General features: G+C 65.2%; 19 protein-coding genes. 7 read left to right on the plus strand and 12 right to left on the minus strand.

Annotated features, from left to right (window positions below; genetic code table 11):
* Positions 1 to 9 precede the first annotated feature (9 nt).
* Positions 10 to 435, minus strand: a complete 426-nt coding sequence (locus OOZ63_RS07445) for an SET domain-containing protein (RefSeq protein ID WP_266004804.1) — start codon at positions 433 to 435, stop codon at positions 10 to 12.
* Between the two features lie 10 nt (positions 436 to 445).
* On the minus strand, positions 446 to 877 hold the full coding sequence (gene queF / locus OOZ63_RS07450; protein WP_266005100.1) for a preQ(1) synthase: 432 nt from the start codon (positions 875 to 877) through the stop codon (positions 446 to 448).
* Positions 878 to 1,098: 221 nt separating this feature from the next.
* Here queF and smc point away from each other — a divergent pair, with 221 nt between their 5' ends.
* From smc to OOZ63_RS07465, 3 genes are read left to right on the plus strand one after another with little or no spacing between them, the layout of a single operon-like run.
* Positions 1,099 to 4,614 (plus strand): chromosome segregation protein SMC, encoded by a 3,516-nt coding sequence (gene smc / locus OOZ63_RS07455; protein WP_266004805.1) that lies wholly within the window; start codon positions 1,099 to 1,101, stop codon positions 4,612 to 4,614.
* Positions 4,611 to 5,699, plus strand: a complete 1,089-nt coding sequence (locus OOZ63_RS07460) for a cell division protein ZipA C-terminal FtsZ-binding domain-containing protein (protein WP_266004806.1) — start codon at positions 4,611 to 4,613, stop codon at positions 5,697 to 5,699. Before smc ends, OOZ63_RS07460 begins: the two co-directional genes overlap by 4 nt.
* A 28-nt stretch (positions 5,700 to 5,727) precedes the next feature.
* Positions 5,728 to 7,035 (plus strand): hemolysin family protein, encoded by a 1,308-nt coding sequence (locus OOZ63_RS07465; RefSeq protein WP_266004807.1) that lies wholly within the window; start codon positions 5,728 to 5,730, stop codon positions 7,033 to 7,035.
* 7 nt (positions 7,036 to 7,042) lie between these two features.
* Here the strand turns inward: OOZ63_RS07465 and OOZ63_RS07470 are convergent, their stop codons facing one another.
* On the minus strand, positions 7,043 to 7,813 hold the full coding sequence (locus OOZ63_RS07470; RefSeq protein WP_266004808.1) for an SDR family NAD(P)-dependent oxidoreductase: 771 nt from the start codon (positions 7,811 to 7,813) through the stop codon (positions 7,043 to 7,045).
* Positions 7,814 to 7,917: 104 nt separating this feature from the next.
* Here OOZ63_RS07470 and OOZ63_RS07475 point away from each other — a divergent pair, with 104 nt between their 5' ends.
* On the plus strand, positions 7,918 to 8,829 hold the full coding sequence (locus OOZ63_RS07475) for a LysR family transcriptional regulator (RefSeq protein WP_266004809.1): 912 nt from the start codon (positions 7,918 to 7,920) through the stop codon (positions 8,827 to 8,829).
* On the opposite strand, the gene OOZ63_RS07480 is transcribed toward OOZ63_RS07475, so the two are convergent.
* Complete coding sequence (locus tag OOZ63_RS07480; protein WP_266004810.1) at positions 8,830 to 10,035, minus strand: multidrug effflux MFS transporter; 1,206 nt, start codon at positions 10,033 to 10,035, stop codon at positions 8,830 to 8,832.
* A 94-nt stretch (positions 10,036 to 10,129) separates the two neighbouring features.
* On the opposite strand from OOZ63_RS07480, the gene ligA reads away from it, so the two are divergent.
* The 3 genes from ligA (at position 10,130) to OOZ63_RS07495 (ending at position 13,249) form a co-directional block, all read left to right on the plus strand.
* Complete coding sequence (ligA, locus tag OOZ63_RS07485; RefSeq protein WP_266004811.1) at positions 10,130 to 12,178, plus strand: NAD-dependent DNA ligase LigA; 2,049 nt, start codon at positions 10,130 to 10,132, stop codon at positions 12,176 to 12,178.
* A 62-nt stretch (positions 12,179 to 12,240) separates the two neighbouring features.
* On the plus strand, positions 12,241 to 12,756 hold the full coding sequence (locus OOZ63_RS07490) for a hypothetical protein (RefSeq protein ID WP_266004812.1): 516 nt from the start codon (positions 12,241 to 12,243) through the stop codon (positions 12,754 to 12,756).
* A 133-nt stretch (positions 12,757 to 12,889) separates the two neighbouring features.
* On the plus strand, positions 12,890 to 13,249 hold the full coding sequence (locus tag OOZ63_RS07495; protein WP_266004813.1) for a hypothetical protein: 360 nt from the start codon (positions 12,890 to 12,892) through the stop codon (positions 13,247 to 13,249).
* A 55-nt stretch (positions 13,250 to 13,304) separates the two neighbouring features.
* Here the strand turns inward: OOZ63_RS07495 and OOZ63_RS07500 are convergent, their stop codons facing one another.
* The 8 genes from OOZ63_RS07500 to OOZ63_RS07535 are packed head-to-tail and all read right to left on the minus strand — an operon-like array spanning position 13,305 to position 20,346.
* Positions 13,305 to 14,390: a hypothetical protein gene (locus OOZ63_RS07500; protein WP_266004814.1), complete on the minus strand. Its 1,086-nt coding sequence runs from the start codon at positions 14,388 to 14,390 to the stop codon at positions 13,305 to 13,307.
* Positions 14,391 to 14,403: 13 nt separating this feature from the next.
* The gene (flgL, locus tag OOZ63_RS07505) at positions 14,404 to 15,306 is read right to left on the minus strand and encodes a flagellar hook-associated protein FlgL (RefSeq protein WP_266004815.1); all 903 of its coding nucleotides are present in this window, start codon (positions 15,304 to 15,306) and stop codon (positions 14,404 to 14,406) included.
* A 20-nt stretch (positions 15,307 to 15,326) separates the two neighbouring features.
* Positions 15,327 to 16,676 carry a flagellar hook-associated protein FlgK gene (gene flgK / locus OOZ63_RS07510; RefSeq protein ID WP_266004816.1) on the minus strand — a complete coding sequence of 450 codons (1,350 nt, stop codon included), beginning with the start codon at positions 16,674 to 16,676 and terminating at the stop codon, positions 15,327 to 15,329.
* The gene (locus OOZ63_RS07515; RefSeq protein ID WP_266004817.1) at positions 16,673 to 17,047 is read right to left on the minus strand and encodes a rod-binding protein; all 375 of its coding nucleotides are present in this window, start codon (positions 17,045 to 17,047) and stop codon (positions 16,673 to 16,675) included. Before OOZ63_RS07515 ends, flgK begins: the two co-directional genes overlap by 4 nt.
* 2 nt (positions 17,048 to 17,049) lie before the next feature.
* On the minus strand, positions 17,050 to 18,153 hold the full coding sequence (locus OOZ63_RS07520; RefSeq protein ID WP_266004818.1) for a flagellar basal body P-ring protein FlgI: 1,104 nt from the start codon (positions 18,151 to 18,153) through the stop codon (positions 17,050 to 17,052).
* Between the two features lie 13 nt (positions 18,154 to 18,166).
* Entirely contained in the window at positions 18,167 to 18,817 is a 651-nt protein-coding gene (gene flgH / locus OOZ63_RS07525) for a flagellar basal body L-ring protein FlgH (RefSeq protein ID WP_266004819.1), read from the minus strand.
* Positions 18,817 to 19,602, minus strand: coding sequence for a flagellar basal-body rod protein FlgG (gene flgG / locus OOZ63_RS07530; protein ID WP_266004820.1), 786 nt, complete (start codon positions 19,600 to 19,602; stop codon positions 18,817 to 18,819). Before flgG ends, flgH begins: the two co-directional genes overlap by 1 nt.
* 18 nt (positions 19,603 to 19,620) lie before the next feature.
* Positions 19,621 to 20,346, minus strand: coding sequence for a flagellar basal body rod protein FlgF (locus OOZ63_RS07535; RefSeq protein WP_266004821.1), 726 nt, complete (start codon positions 20,344 to 20,346; stop codon positions 19,621 to 19,623).

Genomic DNA, 20,346 nt, shown 5'->3' on the forward strand with positions numbered 1-20,346 from the left:
TGGTGCGGATCATAGCCAGCCCAGGCAGCCGCTCTGGGCGCAGCGGCAGGCCAGCCGGCCTTCGTGATGGGTGGCGCCGTAGTCAACGGTGATCTCTTCGCCGGGGGCGATATCGCGAAGCGCCACGAACTCGATGCTGCCTTGCGCCAGACTGATCTGGGCGTTCGGGCGGCAGCTATGGTTGGTGAAGCGCAGCGCGTCTTCGGACCGGGTCGCGTCGATCGCACGGCTGTCGCTGATCTCCACCAGCATGATGCGTTGCCGCCCGACCACCCGGCGCCGGCCCTCGGCCACTGTGACAGGCTCGCCGGTCAGCGCACCGATGCGCACGGCCGCCAACACCGCATCGGTGGCGAACACACCATAGCCGTCAATGCGGCTGCGCCGCACCGTCACAGCGACGGATAGATTGGCCGAGCTGGTCGCGAAGCTCAAGCAGACAGACTCAGCGCAGCAGGCCGGACTCGAAGCCGTGTGCGGGCAGGTCGACGCGGGGCGCCGGCTTCCAGCCCTTTTTGCGGTGCTCAGTAACCACATTGGTGTAGATGCCGCCGCGCACGTACCACTTGGCCGTGATGCGAATGAAGCGCGGGTCAGTGACCTTGATGATGTCCTCCATGATGGTGTTCGTCACCTTCTCGTGGAACGCGCCTTCGTGGCGGTAGCTCCAAAAGTACATCTTGAGGCTCTTCAACTCGACGCAGAGCTTGTCGGCGATCATATCGATCGTGAAGTGCGCAAAGTCGGGCTGGCCAGTCAGCGGGCAGTGGCAGGTGAACTCCGGCACCTGAAACTGGATCACGTAGTCGCGCTGCGGCGCCGGGTTCGGGAACACATGCAGTTCCTTGCTGGGGGCCGAGGGCGGGTTCGGCGGCATCGCACGCTGCTTGGGCGCGGCAGTCTTGACGGCAGTCTTGCGGGCCGGCTTGGCGGCGGCGGTGGTGGTCTTGGCCATGGAATGAATCGATGCAGCGTGCCCGGGCCGAGGCCCAGGAACGCAGTGAAAAGAGGAAGGGGCGAATGGTATCATCCGACCCTGCCAGAAGCCCCGACGAAGGGGCTTTTCTGTAAATAAATCAATGGTTTAGCCCCGCATCCATGCGCCTGAATTCGATCAAGCTCTCGGGCTTTAAGTCCTTTGCAGAGCCGACCGTCTTCCAGTTGCCCGGCCAGCTGGTAGGCGTGGTCGGACCTAACGGCTGCGGCAAGTCCAACATCATGGATGCCGTGCGCTGGGTGCTGGGCGAGAGCAAAGCCAGCGAGCTGCGCGGCGAGTCGATGCAGGATGTGATCTTCAATGGCTCGGGAAATCGCAAGCCCGCCAGCCGCGCCAGCGTCGAACTGGTGTTCAGCAACGAGGATGCGCGCGCGGGCGGCCAGTGGAACCAGTTCGCCGAGATCGCTGTCAAGCGCGTGCTGACGCGCGACGGGACCAGCAGCTACTTCATTAACAACCAGCCGGTGCGCCGCCGCGATGTGCAGGACGTGTTCCTCGGCACCGGCTTAGGGCCGCGCGCCTACGCCATCATCGGCCAAGGCACGATCTCCCGCATCATCGAGAGCAAGCCCGAAGAGATGCGCATGTTCCTGGAGGAAGCCGCAGGCGTCTCCAAGTACAAGGAACGTCGCCGCGAAACCGAGAACCGGCTCAAGGACACGCGCGAGAACCTGACCCGGGTCGATGACATCCTGCGGGAGCTCAACAACAATCTTGACAAGCTGGAAAAACAGGCTGAGGTCGCCGCCAGCTATCGCGGCCTGCAGGACAGCGGCACACTGAAGTTGCACCAGCTCTGGTTTCTGAAGCACCGTGACGCCACCGGCGAGCAGGCCCGTGTCAAGACCGAGCATTTGGAAGCTGTCAATGCGCTGGAGTCGCGTGTCGCCGAGCTGCGCCAGGTCGAGGCCGAGCTGGAGACGGTACGCCAGGCCCACTACGCGGCCGGCGACGAGCTGCATGCCTCGCAGGGACGGATGGCCGAAGCTCAATTGGAGGTCAGCCGGCTGGAGGAGCGCATCCGCTATGTTGTTGAAGGCCGCACGCGCGTCGAGTCGCGCTTGGCCGAGCTGCAGGCGCAAAACCAACAATGGCAGGAGCGCTCCGAGCAGGCCCAAGCCGAGCTCGAGACGATCGCCGAGCAGATCGCGGCGGCCGAGGAACAGAGCGAGATCCTGACCGCCCAGGCCGAGGAGCAGGGCGGCAATCTGCCCAACGCCGAGGACGCGGTGCGCTCGGCGCAAGTCAAGGCCAATGAACAACGCACGATCGTTGTCCAGGTGCAGCAGCAGATCCAGGTGCTAGCGGCGGAGAGCCGCAGCATTGACGAGCAGTCGCGCCAGTTGCGCGGCCGCCGCGAGCGCTTGGCCACCGAGCGCCAAGGTCTGGCCGCGCCTGACGCTCAAGCGCTCGCCGATCTAAAGCGTCAGAGCGAAGCTGCCGACGAGGCCCGCGACCTGGCCGATGCACGCTTGCATGAGCTGCAGGATCAGGCACCTCGTCTGGACGAGCTGCGCAGCCAGGCCCAGGCCGATGCCAATGCCCAGCAGTCGCGCCAGTCCGACCTGTCGGCCCGTCTCGATGCCTTGCGGGCGTTGCAGGAAAAGGTCCAGACTGAGGGCAAGCTCAAGCCCTGGCTGGCTCGGCACGGGCTAGACGGCCTGCAAGGCCTGTGGACCCGGCTGCACATCAAGCCCGGCTGGGAAAACGCGCTCGAAGCGGCGCTGCGCGAACGCCTGGGCGCCCTCTCGGTGGGCCGCCTGGAGATGGTACGTGCCTTCGCGGCCGATGCGCCGCCGGCCCGGCTGGCTTTTTATTCCCCGCCCACCGCAAGCATCGTCAACACGCATGAAACGCTGGCACGCCTCAGCGATCTGTTGCGGCTCGACGATGTGGGGCTGAAAGCGTTGTTGAATGACTGGCTCGAAGGCGTGTATATCGCCGACTCGCTAGACGAGGCCCTGACCAAGCGCGACAGGCTGGCCCACGGGGAGGTCATCATGACGGCAGCCGGCCATGCGGTCAGCCAGTTCGCGGTCAGCTTCTACGCGCCAGATTCCGAACAGGCCGGCATGCTAGCGCGGGCACAGGAGATCGAGCATCTGGTGCTGGAACTTCGCGCACAACAGCTGATCGCAGAGGAATCGAAGAGCCAATTGGTGCGAGCCGAGGCCGGCTATACCGAGGCCTCCCAGCGCCTGCTCGGGCTGCGCCGCGAGGCCAGCGAAACCCAGACACGCGCTCACCAGCTACATGTCGAGCTGCTGCGTCTGTCGCAGCAGGCCGAGGCCGCCAGCAGCCGGCGCAGCCAACTGGAAGACGAGCTGTCCGAGATCGACGCTCAGTCCGAGGAGCTGCAGGAACGCCGCATCACCGGCGAGGCCCGCTTCGAGGAGCTGGATATGCAGCTGGCGACCACGCAAGAACGCCATGCCGAGCTCGACGATGCCGTCATTACCGCAGAACGCAAGCTCGCCGAGGCTCGCGAGCAACTGCGCGGCCTTGAGCGCCGTGCCCAGGAAGCACAGTTCAGCGCCCGCACCCTGGCTTCACGCCGCGGCGAGCTGCAGCGCAGCATTGAGACGGCGCAGCAGCAGGTGCTCGTCAACACCCAGTCTGCCGCCAGCTTGCAAGGTGAGCTGGACACGCTCAACGACGCGGCCGCCCAGGCCGGTCTGCAGGACGCGCTGGCGATCAAGCTCGAGCGGGAGAAGGAGTTGGCCGCTGTACGCAGCGGCTACGACGACCTGACCCAGCGCCTGAAGCGCGCCGACGAGCAGCGACTGGAATTCGAGCGCAGCCTCGATCCCTTGCGCGAGCGACTGACCAAGCTGCAGCTCGAAGAGCAGGCGGCGGCGCTGGGCGGGGCGCAGTACATGGAGCAGTTGCTTGCGGCGGCTGTGGATCTGGAGGCGCTGGCCCGCAGCATCGAGGAGGGGCAGGTCAAGCTCTACGGCCTCCAAGGCGAGATCGACCGGATCAACCGCGATATCGCGGCGCTGGGTGCTGTCAATCTGGCCGCACTGGACGAGCTGACGGCGGCTCGCGAGCGCAAGACCTTCCTCGACGCGCAGAACGCCGACCTGATGTCGGCGATGAAGACCTTGGAAGACGCGATCCACAAGATCGACCTGGAAACCCGTGATTTGCTCGGCGCGACCTTTGCGCAGGTCAACGAGCACTTCGGCCGCATGTTTCCGGTGTTGTTCGGCGGCGGCCAGGCGCGACTCGTAATGACCGGCGACGAGATCCTCGACGCCGGCATCCAGGTGATGGCGCAGCCGCCGGGCAAGAAAAACTCGACCATCCACCTGCTGTCGGGCGGCGAGAAGGCGCTGACCGCAATCGCGCTCGTGTTCGCGATCTTCCAGCTCAACCCGGCACCGTTTTGCCTGCTCGACGAGGTCGATGCGCCGCTGGACGATGCCAATACTGAACGCTATGCCAAGCTGGTGGCCCAGATGAGCAGCGGAACCCAGTTCCTCTTCATCTCGCACAACAAGATTGCAATGGAAATGGCTGAACAACTGATTGGGGTGACGATGCAGGAGCAGGGCGTCTCGCGCATCGTCGCGGTGGACATGGACAAGGCGCTCTCGATGGCGGAGGCGGTATGACGCTGACCACGATGCTCGCCATCCTTGGAGGCCTGATCCTGGCCGCCATCATTGCCCACGGCGCCTGGACCGCGCGCAAGGCCGGCCCGCGCCGCGCGCTACCGACCGTAGACCGGCAGAACGAGCCGGTGATGGCAGAAGGTGGCGCCGTGCGCCAGGAACCCAGTCTTGACGAGATCCGGTCCGGTCTCAGCGATGCGTTCGAGCCCAACGTGCCGCTGGACGAGACGGTGCCCGCCGTTGCGCGCCAGCCGCGCAAACCGTCCGCCCGCATCGACGCCTTGATCGACGCGATCGCCACTGTCACGCTCGAAGCCCCGGTCAGCGGCGAGATGGCGTTGTCACATCTGCCGCCCAGCCGCCGCGCTGGCACCAAGCCTTTTCATATCGAAGGCCTGAACGCCGAGACCGGCGACTGGGAGCTGCCGGCGCCGGGCCAGCGCTATGGTGAGTTCCAAGCCGGCGTGCAGATGGCCAATCGCAGCGGTGCGCTCAACGAGATCGAGTATTCCGAGTTCGTGCAGAAGCTGCAGGCCTTTGCCGATGGCATGGGCGCTTTCGTGCAGTTCCCCGACATGCTGGACGTGGTCGGCCGGGCCCGCGAGCTGGACCAATTCGCCAGCGAGCACGACGCGCAGCTGGCCATCGTGCTGCGCGCCCGTAGCGCCGCCTGGACACTGGGCTTTGTGCAGCAGATGGCCCAGCGCCATGGCTTCGTGCCCGGGGCGATGCCCGGCCGGCTGGTGATGTCGGCCGCTGAGCGCGGCGCGCCACCGCTGCTGGTGCTGAGCTTCGAATCGCAGGCAGCGCTGGCCGACGATCCGCAGCAGAGCTCGCTGCGCGAGCTGACCCTGGCGCTGGATGTGCCGCAGACGCCCGAGGGCTTGGAGCCCTTCGCCGCCTGGCAGGAGGCAGCCCGGGGACTGTCTCGCGACATCGAGGCCGATATCTGCGACGACCGGGGTCAGGTCTTGAATCTGCATGCCTTCGCCGCCATCGGTGAGGAGCTGTCCACTCTCTATAAGGCCCTGGCCTCGCGCGATCTGGCGGCCGGTAGCTTGGCGGCGCGGCGTTTGTTCAGTTAGGCTTTCGCTTGAACAACCGGGATTTCTCTTGAGCACCAGCCTGCTGTTGATCGCCGCCTTGATCGCGGCCAGCGCATTTTTCTCGATGGCCGAGCTGTCGCTGGCGGCCTCGCGCCGCCTGAAGTTGCAGCAACTGGCTGAGGAGGGCGACGCAAGGGCCGCGCGGGTGCTGGCCGTGCAAGAACATCCGGGCCACTATTTCACCGTCGTGCAGATCGGCGTCAACACCGTGGCCATTCTCGGCGGCATCGTCGGTGAGGGCGCGTTCACGCCACATTTCCAGGCCGCGCTGGGCTATCTGGTCGCGCCTGAGCGAGCTGAGACCCTGGGCTTCGCGCTGTCCTTCATCACGATCACGACCTTGTTCATCGTGCTGGCCGACCTGGTGCCCAAGCGCTGGTCGATGAACGAGCCCGAGCGCATTGCGCTGGCACTGATCGGCCCGATGCTGGGTCTGGTGACCCTGCTAAAGCCGCTGGCGTGGATCTTCAGCCTGATCACGGAGGGACTGCTGCGCCTGTCGGGCCGGCCGGTGCAGCGCGACAACACGATCACGCATCACGACATCCTGGCGATGACCGAGGCCGGCAACCAGGCTGGCGTGGTGGCCGACGCCGAGCAGCAGGCCATCGAGAACATTTTCGAGCTCGACACTCGCCGGGTCGAAAGCGCGATGACGACACGCGAGCGCATCGTGTTCTTTTCGCTGGATGACGACGACGCGCTGATTCGCACCCGCATCGCAGACGACCCGCACTCGACCTATCTGGTCTGCGATGGCGAGATCGACCAGGTGGTCGGCTATGTTGACGCTACCGATCTGTTCCAGCGCGTGCTGCGTGACGAGCCTATCAGCCTGCGCACCTGTGTTGGCCTGGTCAAGAAGGTGCTGATCGTACCGGACCGGCTGACTCTGTCGGAGGTACTGACCCAGTTCCGCCAGGCGCTGGAAGACTTCGCCGTGATCGTCAATGAGTACAGTCTGGTGGTTGGCGTGATCACGCTCAACGATGTGATGAGTACGGTGATGGGCAGCCTGGTGGCCAGCCATGACGAGGAGCAGATCGTGCGACGCGAGGACGGCAGTTTCCTGGCCGATGGCATCACGCCAATCCCCGATGTGCAGCGCGCGCTAGGGCTGGAGGCGCTGCCGCACTCGGGCCAGTACGACACGCTGGCCGGTTTTCTGATGGTGATGCTGCGCCGCATCCCCAAGCGCACCGACCAGGTGGTCTGGGAGGGCTGGCGCTTCGAGGTGGTGGACGTAGACAGCCACCGGGTCGACCAAGTGATGATCGCCCGGGTGGCGGCCAGCGAGCCCGAGGGGGACGCCTGAGCTTGCTTTAGAGGAACATGCCGCCGGAAGCCTCGATGCGCTGAGCATTGATCCAGCGGTTCGCCGGCGCCAGCAGGGAGGCGATCACGCCGCCGATATCCTCGGGCTGGCCCACCCGGCCCAGCGCTGTCTGCGCGGCGATGAAGCGGTTGACCTCGGGGTTGTCGCGCACCGTGCCGCCGCCGAAATCGGTTTCGATGGCGCCGGGCGCCACGACATTGACCGCAATGCCGCGCGGCCCCAGTTCCTTGGCCATGTAGCGGCTCAAGACCTCGATCGCTCCCTTCATCGCTGCATAGGCCCCATAGCCTGGCAGGGCGAAGCGGGCCAGGCCGCTAGAGATGTTGACGATTCGGCCGCCATCATTGAGCAGCGGCAGCAGTTGCTGGGTCAGGAAGAACACGCCCTTGAAATGCACATTGACCAGTTCGTCGAACTGAGCCTCGGTTGTTTCCATCAGGCTGGCGTGGACGCCGGTTCCGGCATTGTTGACCAGATTATCGAAGCGCTCGCGCTGCCAGACCTCGGCCAGCGCCTGACGAACCTGGGCCGCGAAACCGGCGAAGCTGGCACTGTTGCCGACGTCCAGCGGCAGTGCCACCGCGCGGCGGCCCAGTGTCTGGATCGCGGCTACGGTGGCCTCCGCCTCAGCGCGTTGGCTGCGATAGGTCAGGATGATGTCGCTACCCTGGACGCCCAGATGCAGGGCGGCGCTCTTGCCTAGGCCGCGGCTGCCGCCGGTGATCAGAGTGATGGGGGTGGTGGACTGTTGGTTCATGGTGTTCTCCGTCAGAGGTGGAAGGGATGAACGGAAGTCTATTGACGGAGATTCGCCGGATAAATTGGCACCAATGGATTTGTCTGTTCGCTAATAATTGAACAATGAGCCCAATCGAACGGATGCAGATCTTCCATCGCGTCGCTGAGCTGGCCAGCTTCACCCAGGCCGCCGAAAGCCTGGGCTTGCCCAAGGCCACGGCTTCGACGGCTGTCCAGCAGCTGGAAGCCCAGCTTGGCGTGCGTCTGCTCCACCGGACCACGCGGCGTGTGCAGCTGACCCAAGATGGTCAGGCCTTCTATGGGCGCAGCAAGGATGTACTGGCCGATGTGGAGGAACTGGAATCGATGTTCCAGCTGCAAGGTGCCAAAGGCTTGAGCGGGCGGGTGCGGTTGGACATGACCACGGGCATGGCGCGCGACCTGGTGATCCCGCGCCTGCCCGAGTTGCTAGATAAGCATCCGATGCTGGAGATCGAGTTCAGCAGCACCGAGCGCCGAGTTGATCTAGTGCGGGAGGGTTTTGACTGCGTGCTGCGGGTCGGCGCGGTGCTGGACAACAGCCTGGTCGCGCGGCCGCTAGGCCTGCTACGCATGGTCAACTGCGCCAGCCCGGCCTATTTGCAAGCCCATGGCGAGCCGCAGACGCCGGCCGATCTTTCCGGCCACCGGCTGGTGCATTACGTCAACACCCTGGGCGCCAAGTCGGGCGGATTCGAGTACCTGCAGGACGGCCGGACGCACCAGCTTGCGATGGCCGGTGCGGTGACCGTCAATAATGCCGATGCCTACCAGGCCGCCTGCCTGGCCGGCCTGGGCCTGATCCAGGTGCCGGCCCTGGTGATGGGCGAGCTGCTGGCCAGCGGTCGGCTGGTCGAGGTGATGCCTGACTACCCGGCGCCGCCAATGCCGCTGAATTTGGTCTATGCGAACCGGCGCCATCTGTCGACCCGGGTGCGGGTCGTGATGAACTGGCTGGTCGAGATTCTCGGCCCCCATCTGCAAGCTGCTGAGTGATCAGGCGGCCGGGCAAGGCCGGGCAGGGCGCAGGCCCAGGGTACCCCAGGTCAGCACCAGCGCGATCAGCGGTCCGGCCGTCATGCCGATCACCATGGGCAGCGGCCGGCCGTCGGTAAACAGGCCTGCCAGTCCCATCATCACCGCGCCGGTCAGCATCTGCAGCGTACCCAGCAGGGCCGAGGCTGTGCCGGCGATCGCGCCATGCGCCTCCAGCGCCAGCACCGAGGTGGTCGGGATCACTAGGCCCATGAAGGCACTGGAGATGAGGTACAGCACGATCAGCACCGGCAGGCGGTCACCACCGGCCAGGTAGTAGGCCAGCATGACCAGCATCACGACGGTGGCCGCCGCCGCCGCCACCCGCACAACCTGGGCCAGGCCGTAGCGCTCGCCCAGGCTGGCGGTCAGCTGCGAGGCGCCGATGAAGGAGATCGCATTCAGCGAGAAGGTCAGGCTGTACATGGTCGGCGACAGGCCGTAGTGATCGATCATCACAAACGGCGAGTTGGACAGATAGACGAAGAAGCCCCCCATCGCGAAGCTGCCGATCAGGCTCAGGCCCATGAAGTGGCCGTCCCTCAGCAGCAGGGCATAGGCCCGCCAGGCGCTGCCCAGGCTACTCTCGACCCGCTCATCAGCCGGCCGCGTCTCCTGCAGAAAGCTGGCAATCATCGCCAAGCCAGCCAGCGCCGCAAGCGTCACCGCCCAGAACACGCCGCGCCAGCCCGCCAGCGCGATCACCGCGCTGCCCACCAGCGGCGCCAGGATCGGCGAGACGCTGAATACCAACATCAGCAGCGACATCAGCCGCGCCGCGTCGGTGCCGGTGTGCAGATCGCGCACGACCGCACGTGGCACCGCCATGCCGGCCGCCGCACCCAGCCCTTGCAGGGCGCGCAGCACGACCAAGGTCTCGATATCGGTGGCCAGCGCGCAGCCGACGCTGGCGGCGGCAAACAGGCCAAGACCGAAATACAGCGGCGGCTTGCGCCCCACCATATCGGACACCGGGCCGTACAGCAGTTGGCCCAGGCCCAGGGTGATGAAGAAGGCCGTCAGGCTCATCTGTACGCCACCGATCTCGGCCCCCAGGCTCTGGCCGATGGCCGGCAGAGCCGGCAGATACATATCGATCGCAAAGGGCCCGATGGCCGACAACAGGCCCAGCACCAGGGCGATCTTGAAAAAGCGCGAATTCATCATCGGGCCTATTGTCGCCGGACCTAGCAGAAACCCTAGGACCGAAGGACGCGCTCGCTGCACGGAGCGCCCAGCCGGCTCGGCCACAATCCGGGGCATGAGCTTCCGAATCGAAGAAATTTCGCAGCGCGCCGCCGAGCTGCGCACGACCCTGAACCATCACGCCCATCTGTACTACGTGCTCGATGCGCCGGTCTTGCCCGATGCCGAGTACGACAAGCTCTTCCAGGAGTTGCAAGGCCTGGAGGCCGCCCATCCCGAGCTGTTGAGCCCCGATTCCCCGACCCAGCGGGTGATCGGAAAGGTGCTGGCCGGCTTCACGCCGGTGCGCCATGCGGTGCCGATGCTGAGCATCCAGACCGAGACCGATACCGAACCGACGGGCGCCATGAACTTTGACGGCCGGGTGCGGCGCGAGCTGGGTCTGGCCGAGGATGCGCCAGCCATCGAGTACGCCGCTGAGCTGAAGTTCGACGGCCTGGCCATCAATCTGCGCTATGAGCAGGGTGTGCTGACCCAGGCGGCCACCCGCGGTAACGGCGAAACCGGCGAGGACGTGACGCAGAACATCCGGACGATCGGCCAGATTCCGCTGCGCCTCAGGGGCGTGAGTGCGCCTGTGCTGGAGGTGCGCGGCGAAGTCTATATGCGGCGCGATGATTTCGAGGCCCTCAACGAGCGTCAGCGCGCCGCCAACGAGAAGACCTTCGTCAACCCGCGCAATACGGCAGCAGGCGCGGTGCGCCAGCTCGATCCGGCGCTGGCCAAGCAGCGGCCGTTGAGTTTTTTCGCCTACGGCTTGGGCGAAGTGAAGGGCTGGGACCTGCCGGCCACGCACAACGCGATGCTGGACGCGCTGGCGGACATGGGCCTGCCGGTCTGCGCCGACCGTGCGGTGGTGCAGGGCGCGCATGGCCTGGTTGAGTTCCACCAGGCCATGGGGGCCAAGCGCGACCAGTTGCCGTTTGACATCGACGGTATCGTCTACAAGGTCAACAGTCTGGCGCTACAGCGCCAGCTCGGCTTTAAGACCCGCGAGCCTCGCTGGGCCGTGGCGCACAAGTACCCGGCCCAGGAGCAAGTGACCCGGCTCAACGCGATCGACATCCAGGTCGGACGCACGGGCAAGCTGACGCCGGTCGCCAAGCTGGAGCCGGTCTTCGTCGGCGGCACCACGGTCAGCAATGCAACTCTGCACAATGTCTTCGAGCTGCGCCGCAAGGGCGTGCGCATCGGGGACCAGGTGATCGTGCGGCGCGCCGGCGATGTGATTCCGGAGATCGTCGGCAAGGTCGACGCGGTGCGTGCGGCCTATGTGCCGAATTTCCGCATGCCCAAGACCTGCCCGATCTGCGGCAGCGCGGTGCAGCGCGAGCGCGGCGGCATCGATCACCGCTGCAGCGGTGGCCTGTTCTGTCCGGCCCAGCGCAAGCAGGCCATGCTGCATTTCGCCGGCCGCCGTGCGATGGACATCGAAGGACTGGGCGATAAGCTGGTAGATCAACTGGTCGACGCTGGCCTGGTGCTGAGTCTGCCGGGGCTGTACACGCTGGGAGTGGCCAAGCTGGCCGCGCTTGAGCGCATGGCCGACAAGAGCGCCCAGAACCTCGTCGATGCGCTGGAGAAGAGCAAAAGCACGACGTTGGCGCGTTTTCTCTTTGCCCTGGGCATCCGGCAGGTCGGCGAGACCACTGCCAAGGACCTGGCCCGGCATTTTGGCTCGATGGACCGGCTAATGGACTCAAGGCCGGAGGAGCTTCTGGAGGTGCGCGATGTAGGACCCATCGTCGCGCAAAGCATCCACACCTTTTTCCAGCAGCCACATAACCGCGAGGTGGTCGAACTGCTGCGCGCCGCCGGCGTGCACTGGCCCGAGGGCGACGGCGCCTCCGCCGACCATGGCCCGCGGCCGCTGCTGGGCAAGACACTGGTGCTAACCGGCACCTTGCCGACCCTGAGCCGCGACGCCGCCAAAGACATGATCGAAGCCGCCGGCGGCAAGGTCAGCGGCTCGGTATCCAAGAAAACCCATTACGTGATCGCCGGCGAAGAAGCCGGCTCCAAGCTGGACAAGGCCCGCGAGCTGGGTGTGGCGGTGCTGGATGAGGCAGGCCTGCTGAGCCTGCTTGCGGATGCCGCCAAATGACCGCAGCCTGGTAACTCTGCCATGTGCCTCAGCCGATAACATCCGGGCGGGAGGCCACAAAAATGGGCGTGCAGGATCGGGATTGGTATTGGCGGCGAGCAACGGCGGCCAGTGGCTATATTCAGCCGAAGCGGAGCTTTTTCAAGAGCTTTCCGGTGCAGATCGCGATGGGCGTCGCAGCGGGGATTGTCTTTGCGGCGGCGGTGGTTCTCGCTTTCAATGAATGGCGAACGCGCGCTGCAGCCGAGGAAGCGGCGCGTGTTTTCCAGCAATTGGCGACCGAGCAGCAACGCCGGCAGGCGGCCCAGGCCGAAGCGGCGGCACGGGCAAACGCTCAACGAGAGGCCGTTGCAAGAGAGCGTCGGCAAGCGATTGCCAACCAGCAACGCAAGGTTGAAAACTGGAAGCGCTCGGAGCTGGATGCCCGCAATCGCAAGGAAAAGGCCTGGGAGCGCTTTTATCGAAAGCCTCCGCGCTGCGACGAGGCTCTAGGCGGTTCATGGACGGTTGATTGCGCCAATGAATACATCAGGGCGAAAAGAGCGTTTCAAGAGCGCTATGACGCTGGCAAGCTTTGAATGGGCTGGGGCTGCGAAAGCGCTTATCGGCTTGGATGGGCCAAGAAAAGAACACTTACAGGGGCTGTTGCTCGAATGGCGATTGCTCGGATGAGTCCATGCAATAGATCGACAATGTATATTATGTTAACTGATGCATCGCATTCCTGAAACTTTTGGCAACCGTATTCGCCCGACGGTTGTTTGCTTGCCAGGTCACAATGCCGACATGAGCAGTAACTATCCCGTACCGAATCCCGACCAACGATTCATCGACAAGCAGATGGCCGGCGTCATCGAGGCCATCATGACCCACAGCTACAGCTTGGCCAACAAGGGCTTCATTCCGTCCGAACAGCAAATTGGTGCCTACATCGCTAGCCTGGACGAACACACCGTGCTGCAGAAGATCCGCACGCACCCTGGCGCGGCTGCAACGCGGGCGCTAGGAGCGGATGACGCGGAACTGCTTCGTTGGGCGCGGTTGGTCGGACAAGACAAAAAGCAGTCATAAACCTCTCCCTCGCTGATCAGCGCCCTGCCCGGCCGAAGATTTATCCGCGCAGTTTTCAGAGCTGGTCCGGTGGCAGCAATAGCTGTTGAACCTGATTGCGATGCAGGCCCAGCAGAGCCGGTGCCAGCACGCTCAGTCGCTCGAAGTTGAAGACCTGCTCGCTGGCCTTGGCACGAAAGCCCGCGGCAAAGTCGGCTTGCTGCGCGGCCGAGGTGGCGGTGTTGGCCTGGGCCGTCAATGCGGCGGCGCCGTCCATGCGCACGCTCAGCTGCTGTTGGGCGCGGTCCAACTTTGCCTGGGCGTCCAACACTTGCACCAGGCTGTGGCGCTGTGCCAGGCTGTCGTCAAGCTTCCAACGTGATGGACTGATCGCATCGGGCTGCGGATCCAACAAAGCCCGTACCATCTGGCCGCTGGGAAAACGCTTGCCGTCGCCGCGCAGGCTCAGGCCGTCGCGCAGCGCCGGCCAGTGCGATTCGGCCACGCTGAACAGCAGCTCGCCGCCCTGGCTGTGGGTACGCATATCGGTCGCTGCCAGCGCACGTTGCAGGATTTGCAGGCTGCGCTGCAGGCCCTGGCCGTCGAGCGGCACCAGGGTCGCGCGCGGCTGGCCGGGAATGGCCAGCCGAAGGGTCTCGGCGCCTGCGCTGCTGAGCGCCTGGACATCAAGGCCGCGCACGCGAAACAGCTGACGCGGCCGTTCACCCTCGGCTACCGGCTGCAATCGGGCGTCGAGCTGGCCACCACTCTCGCCGACGCGCGCCTGCCAGACTTGCTGCACCGCCTCCAGCTTGGCCTGCAAGGCCTGCCTGCCCGCGAGCTGTGGCTGGGCCAACGCGCGGCTGAGCCCGCTCTTTAGTTCTTGCAGGGCCTGGCCCAATCGATCGGCATAAGCGAGGCCTTGCTGAAGCTCGCCCAGGCGCTGCTGCTGTCCGGGCTCGCGAAACAGGCCGGTTTGGTACCTGGCCGCGCTGCTAGTCGGGCCCCGCGCAGCAGCGCTGGAGGGGGCCAGGTCGTGCCGCGCGACACGGCGCAGTGCCGGCAAAGTATCCAGCGCAATGTCTACGCTGGGGTTGTTGGCACCGCTGCGCTGCAGCACTTCGCTGGCGCGCTGGGGGCTATGGACGACGGGAATCTGCAAGAGCCGGCCCGATTCAGAAAGCGTTGAACAGGCTCAGCTGGCTGACCTTGGCATAGGCCTTTTGCGTGGCCTGCACTGCAAGCGTGTGGCTGTTCAGGCGCACCGAGGCCTCGCCATAGTCAAGCTGAGCCAGGTCGATATACGCCTGCTTGTTGGCCAGGCTGATCGCAGCCTGGTTGTCGGCCATTGTTTGCAGCACGTTCTGTCGCCCGCCCAGCACGCTGATCTGGCCGCTGATGCCGTCCAACATCAGGTCGGTCTCGACCAGCTGGTCGCGCGCGGTGGTGCCGGTGTAGCTGCCGGTCTTGAAGGCACTGGCTGCCGTATCGAGCTTGTTCAGGAAGTCGGCGAAGCTCAGGCTGCCCAACGAGATATTGGCGGCCAAGGTGACGCCGTCGCCCACCGCGACATCCTGCGTGAGGCCGTTGACCGCGGCATTCTGGGCATAGCGGGCCGGCGGCGCGGCGCCGGTGTCGGTCACCGTGGCGACATCGGTTGCGGTGCCCGAGAACAGGTACTTGCCCTCGGCATTGCGGGTGTTGGCGACGAAGAACAGGCTGTCGCGCAGCGCTTCCAACGAGGTGGCCATCGCGGCAACATCAGCTGGCGTGTTGGCGCCGTCGGCGGCCCAGACCAGCAGATCGCGGGCCATCATCAGATCGTTTTTCATCGAGTCCAGCGTGACTTCGTTGGCCTGCAGCCGGGTTTTCAGCGCACCGGCATTACTGCGGTACTGATCCAGCGCCGCCTCCTCGCGGGACAGCCGGGCCAGCCGCACCGTCGCGATGGTGTCATCCGAGGGCAGCATGACGCGGTTGCCCGAGGCCATCTGCTGCATCACGCGGCTCAGGCCGCTGTTGGCCGCCTGCAGCGCGCTGTTCATCGTGGCGTGGTATTGGTTGCTGGCGATACGCATGGTCTGGCTTCCTGAGGCTGTCAGCGGATCATTGCCAACGTGCTGTCAAACAAGGCATTGGCCACTGCTACGACCTTCATATTGGCCTCGTACATCTGCTTGTACTGCATCAGATTGATGGCCTCTTCGTCGTTGTTGACACCGCTGGTGGACTTCCAGCTCTCCTCGGCCTGGTCGCGCACCGTGATCGCCGTTTTTTGCGCGGCGATATTCTGCTGGCTCTGCACACCCAGCTTGCCGACCAGCTGGGTGTAGACATCGCCCATCACCGTCAGCTTGCCGTCGACACTGATGGTCTGGCTCTTCAGCCCGATCAAGGCCTTCAGATTGCTGCTGTCGCCGACCGCGCCACCCGGAGCAGCAAAGGCCAGTTGGGCGGCGGTTAGGCCGGTCAGCTTGAGCTTGCCGCCGCTGTAGTCGAACAGCGGCTGACCGGGCCCTGCGACCGGCGGTGCGGCGCCTGCGGCAAGCTGGGTGTTGAAGGTCGTCGAAATGCCTTGGGCCAGCTCGCCGATCGAGCTTTGCATCGGCTTGAGTACCTGAGTCTCGAAGTCCTGTAGCCCGCCGAGCTGACCGCCTAGGTTCTGGCCCAGCACCTTGAACGTGCTGTTGGCGAAGCTCAGCTCCAAGTCGCCGGCGTTCTGGCTCATCACCGCCGATTCGCTGCCTAGCACCAGCGGCTGGCCGTTCTTCAAGGAGACGCTGATGCTGCCGTCCGGCTGGTTGACGACCTGCAGACCGGCAAGCGAGGACAGCGCATCGACCTGTTGGTCGCGCGCGTCGAGCAAGCCAGAGGTGTTGATGCCGGTGGCCTGGGCCGCGGCGATCTGCTTGTTCAGCAGTGCGATGCTCTGGGTATGGCTGTTGACCTGGTTGATGGCCGCGCCGCGCTGCGCTAGCAGCGCGGTCTGCTGCCCACTCAGCAGGCTTTGAAGGCTGCCCACGCGCTTGACCAGGCCGTCGGCCGCCGTAATCACTTGTTCGCGCAAGGGGCCTGAATCGGGCTGCACGCTGGCGGCATTGAGCGCGGCGAAGAACGCATCGAGCCCCTGGTTGATGTTGGAGGTGTCGTCCGACATCACTTGCTCCAACTGGTTCAGATAGGGCTGACCGGCCTTGTACTGGCCGAGGTTCGAGGCCGCTTGCCACATCTGCAGCGATTTGTAACCGTCATTGAAGCGCAGCAGGCCCGAGACAGCCACGCCAGCGCCGGCCGCGTTGCTGCCGCTGCTGCCCGGCTGGACTGAGCCCAGCAGCACGCCCTGGCGGGTGTAACCTGGCGTCATCGCGTTGGCAATGTTCTGGCTGTTGGTGTTCAGTGCCGCCTGCGCAGCGATCGCGCCGGACAGTGCGTTGAAGATCATGCTCATGGTTTGCTGCCCTGCTTGGACTCGTCATGCTGGGAAGGCGACCGAACTGCAGCCGGACTTAAACCGGCTGGAGGCAGGATCTGTTTGAGCATCAGGTCGGCGATGCCGAATGCACGTTGGCCCGCCATCGCATCAGCCACCAGGCCGTCGGCCATGTCCATCATGTCCTCGTTGACCTTGTTCTTTAGCGGGCTGTCGTCGTCGGCCAGCGCGCGGGTGGCCGAGCGCATCTGGCTCATCATCTGCTTGATGAAGAATGCCTCGAACTTCTCGGCCGCTTCGGCGGCACGCGTCTGCAGGCGGACCGCGTCGGCATCGGCACCAGGGGTGGCACCCGGCGCGGCGGGATTGAGTTGCGTGTCGAGTTTCATGATCAGATCACCTGCAATTCGCCCTCGATCGCGCCGGCCTGGTCCAGTGCCTGCAAGATAGCCATCAGATCGTCCGGGTTCGCACCAATGCTGTTGATCGTGTCGACTATGGCCTGCAGGCTGGCACCGGCCGGCCAGCGCAGCATGCGGCCATTGCCTTGGTCGACCGCGACGCGGGACTGCGGTGTCACTTGGGTCTGGCCTTGGCTGAAGGGCTGGGGCTGGCTGACCTGGGGCCGCTCGCTGATCACCACCTTCAGCGAGCCATGCGAGACCGCCGCCGGCTTGACGCGCACGCCCTCGGCGATCACGACGGTGCCAGTGCGCGAGTTGAAGATGACCTTGGGCAGCTCGGCGCCGACCTCGACCTTGATCGCCTGCAACCCCGCCATAAAGGCAACGCGCTGGGTCGGGTTGGAGGGGGCCTGCACCTCCACACTGGTGGCATCGCGGGTGCTGGCAATCTCGCCGTAGCGGCGGTTGATGGTCTCGACGATGGAGGTGGCGGTCTGGAAGTTGGGACGCTTCAGGCTCAACTGCACGCTGGGCCGGCTGTCGAAATCGCTCTCGATCTCGCGCTCCACCGTCGCCCCGTTCGGGATCCGGCCGGTGGTCGGGGTGTTGACGGTGACGCTGGAGCCGCTCTGGCCCTGCGCATTGAGGCCGCCGACCACCAGATTGCCCTGGGCCAGCGCATAGACCTCGCCGTCGGCCGCATGCAGCTGGGTCAAGAGCAGCACGCCGCCGCGCAGGCTCTTGGCATCGCCCAGCGAGGACACGGTCACATCGATGGGCTGGCCGCGCCGGTAGCCGCTCGGGAAGGTGGCGCTGACCATCACGGTGGCGACGTTCTTGCTCTTGGCCTCGGTGCGCTCGGGTTGCTTGACGCCGAACTGCTTGAGCAGATTATTGATCGACTGGCCCGAGAACTTGACCTGGGTGCTGTCGCCGCTGCCGTTCAGGCCGACCACCAGGCCGTAGCCGAGCAGCTGGTTGTCTCGCACGCCCTCGATGCTGACCAGTTGGCCCAGCGCCTGAGCGGCATGGCTGGGCAGGCTCAGCAGGCCAGCGGCCAGGCTCAGGGCCAGGATGCAGATGCTCTTCATCGCTTGTCTTTCTTCAGAACGGCATCAGCGCGCTGACAAACCAGCGCGTCAGCCAGCCGGGGGTGTTGGCCTCGGCCATATGGCCGGTGCCGCTGTAGCTGATGCGGGCATTGGCGACGCGCTGCGAGGAGACGCGGTTGTCATTGTCGACATCGGCGGCGCGCACATAGCCGCCCAGCCGTATCAGCTCCTCGCCCTGGTTCAGGTAGACGCTTTTCTCGCCCTGCACCTTCAGCAGGCCGTTGGGCAGCACCTCGTGGACAACCACGGTGATCGCGCCCTGCAAGGTGTTCTGCTGGCTGCTCGAGGAGCGGCCGTTGAAGTCGCGCTGCGCCTCCAGCGAGCCGTCCGAGGATTTGTCACGCAGGCTGGCCGAGAAGCCGGCGCTGCTGTTCTTGCCCAGCTGGGTGCCGGCGCTCTTGCTGGCCTGGGTGGTTTCCATCAGCACCACGGTCAGCACATCGCCGGCGCGGAAGGCGCGCGTGTCGGCGGTAAGGCTAGCGTTGCGGCCGGCGACAAAAACGCCGCCGGCGCGTGCCTTGGTCGAGACCTGGGCCAGCGCCGGCAGCGGGGCCGGCTCGGCCTCGGGCAGCGCTGGCGGCTGCAGGCTGGCGCAGCCGCCCAGCAGGGCCGCGACGATGAGGAGCGAGCCGACCGCGCGCATCAGCGCACCGCCTGCGACAGGTACTGCAGCATATTGTCGGCCGCCGACAGCACCTTGGTGTTCATCTCATAGGTGCGCTGGGCGGCGATCATGTCGACCATCTCCTCGACCACCTGCACGTTCGAGCCTTCCAGTGCACCCTGCTTGATCTTGCCCATGCCGTCGGCGCCAGGTACGCCTTCGGCAGGCGCGCCGCTGGCCGTGGTTTCCTGGTAGAGGTTGTCGCCCAGCGCCAGCAGGCCGGTCGGGTTGGTGAAGTTGGTCAGACGCAGCTGACCCAGTTCAGTAGGCGCCGCGTTGCCTGGAACCGTTGCCGTGACCGTGCCGTTCTCAGAAATCGTCAGGGTCGCACCGGCCGGCACGGTGATCTCCGGGAGGATCCGCAGACCCTGGGCATTCGTCAGACGACCTTCTGCATTGACTTGCAGCTGGCCAGCGCGGGTGTAGGCGGGGCGGCCGTTGGGTCCATCGACCTGCAAAAAGCCCTGACCGATGATGGCGATGTCGCGGCTCTGACCGGTAGTTTGCAGGCTGCCGTCGGTGAACACCTTCTGCGTGCCGACCATGCGCGTGCCATTGCCCAGCTGCACACCGGCCGGCGCGGCCGCGCCGTCCTCGCCCTGGGCGCCGGGCTGACGCTCGACCTGATAGAACAGATCCTCGAACATCACCCGGTCGCGCTTGAAGCCGACCGTGTTGACATTGGCCAGGTTGTTGGCGATGGCCTGCAGCTTGGCGTCTTGCGCCTGCACGCCGGTCTTGCTGATCCACATTGCTGGGTTCATCGTGTACTCCTGTGTTTCTTACTCACGCACCAGGCGGTTGCCTGCGTCGGCCATGCTGTCAGCGGCCTTGAACAATTTCATCTGCAGCTCAAAGTCGCGTGCCAGGCTCATGGTCGTGACCATCTCCTCGACGGCCGAGACATTGCTGGACTCGAGCCGGCCGCTGCCGACGCGCACCGTCTCGTCGACCGCCAGCGCTGCGCCGTCGCGGCCGACCAGCAAGCCAGCCTCGTTCTTGATCAGCTGCGCGAACTCGGGCTTGACGAGCTTGAGCTTGTCGACCGGCTGCAGTTCGGCGGTGCCGGGCGTTTGGATCGCGATCGTGCCGTCGGCGCCGATCTCGACCTTGCTATGAGGCGGCAAGTTGATCGGCCCGCCCTCGCCCAGCACCGGGTGTTTGCCCAGCAGCAGATTGCCATCGGCATCCAGCGTGAAGTTGCCGGCGCGGGTATAGGCCTCGCCGTTGCCGTACTGCACTGCGAACAGGCCCTGGCCCTGCAACGCGACATCGAGCTCGCGCCCGGTTTCGCGCTGCGTGCCCTCGCGGGCGCTGACCACATCGCTGACCAGCTCGTTCAGATGCCTGGCCGCATAGCCGTAGCCCTCGACCTGACGGGCATTGGACTGCTCGATATTGGCGCGAAAGCCCGGCGTCTCCAGATTGGCCAGATTGTTGGCATGCACCTGCTGAGCGCGCTGCACGCGCTCTGCGCCGCTCATTACGGTGTAGATCAGCGCATCCAT

It is taken from the genome of Paucibacter sp. PLA-PC-4 (assembly GCF_026241155.1).
Taxonomy (GTDB): Bacteria; Pseudomonadota; Gammaproteobacteria; order Burkholderiales; family Burkholderiaceae_C; genus Roseateles_E.

Coding starts and splice junctions, on each gene's coding strand:
- queF (WP_266005100.1), bottom strand. CDS start 877: ATGCCGCCGAACCCGCCCTCGGCCCCCAGCAAGGAACTGCATGTGTTC.
- smc (WP_266004805.1), top strand. CDS start 1,099: ATGCGCCTGAATTCGATCAAGCTCTCGGGCTTTAAGTCCTTTGCAGAG.
- OOZ63_RS07460 (WP_266004806.1), top strand. CDS start 4,611: ATGACGCTGACCACGATGCTCGCCATCCTTGGAGGCCTGATCCTGGCC.
- OOZ63_RS07470 (WP_266004808.1), bottom strand. CDS start 7,813: ATGAACCAACAGTCCACCACCCCCATCACTCTGATCACCGGCGGCAGC.
- OOZ63_RS07475 (WP_266004809.1), top strand. CDS start 7,918: ATGAGCCCAATCGAACGGATGCAGATCTTCCATCGCGTCGCTGAGCTG.
- OOZ63_RS07480 (WP_266004810.1), bottom strand. CDS start 10,035: ATGATGAATTCGCGCTTTTTCAAGATCGCCCTGGTGCTGGGCCTGTTG.
- ligA (WP_266004811.1), top strand. CDS start 10,130: ATGAGCTTCCGAATCGAAGAAATTTCGCAGCGCGCCGCCGAGCTGCGC.
- OOZ63_RS07490 (WP_266004812.1), top strand. CDS start 12,241: ATGGGCGTGCAGGATCGGGATTGGTATTGGCGGCGAGCAACGGCGGCC.
- OOZ63_RS07495 (WP_266004813.1), top strand. CDS start 12,890: ATGCATCGCATTCCTGAAACTTTTGGCAACCGTATTCGCCCGACGGTT.
- flgL (WP_266004815.1), bottom strand. CDS start 15,306: ATGCGTATCGCCAGCAACCAATACCACGCCACGATGAACAGCGCGCTG.
- flgK (WP_266004816.1), bottom strand. CDS start 16,676: ATGAGCATGATCTTCAACGCACTGTCCGGCGCGATCGCTGCGCAGGCG.
- OOZ63_RS07515 (WP_266004817.1), bottom strand. CDS start 17,047: ATGAAACTCGACACGCAACTCAATCCCGCCGCGCCGGGTGCCACCCCT.
- OOZ63_RS07520 (WP_266004818.1), bottom strand. CDS start 18,153: ATGAAGAGCATCTGCATCCTGGCCCTGAGCCTGGCCGCTGGCCTGCTG.
- flgH (WP_266004819.1), bottom strand. CDS start 18,817: ATGCGCGCGGTCGGCTCGCTCCTCATCGTCGCGGCCCTGCTGGGCGGC.
- flgG (WP_266004820.1), bottom strand. CDS start 19,602: ATGAACCCAGCAATGTGGATCAGCAAGACCGGCGTGCAGGCGCAAGAC.
- OOZ63_RS07535 (WP_266004821.1), bottom strand. CDS start 20,346: ATGGATGCGCTGATCTACACCGTAATGAGCGGCGCAGAGCGCGTGCAG.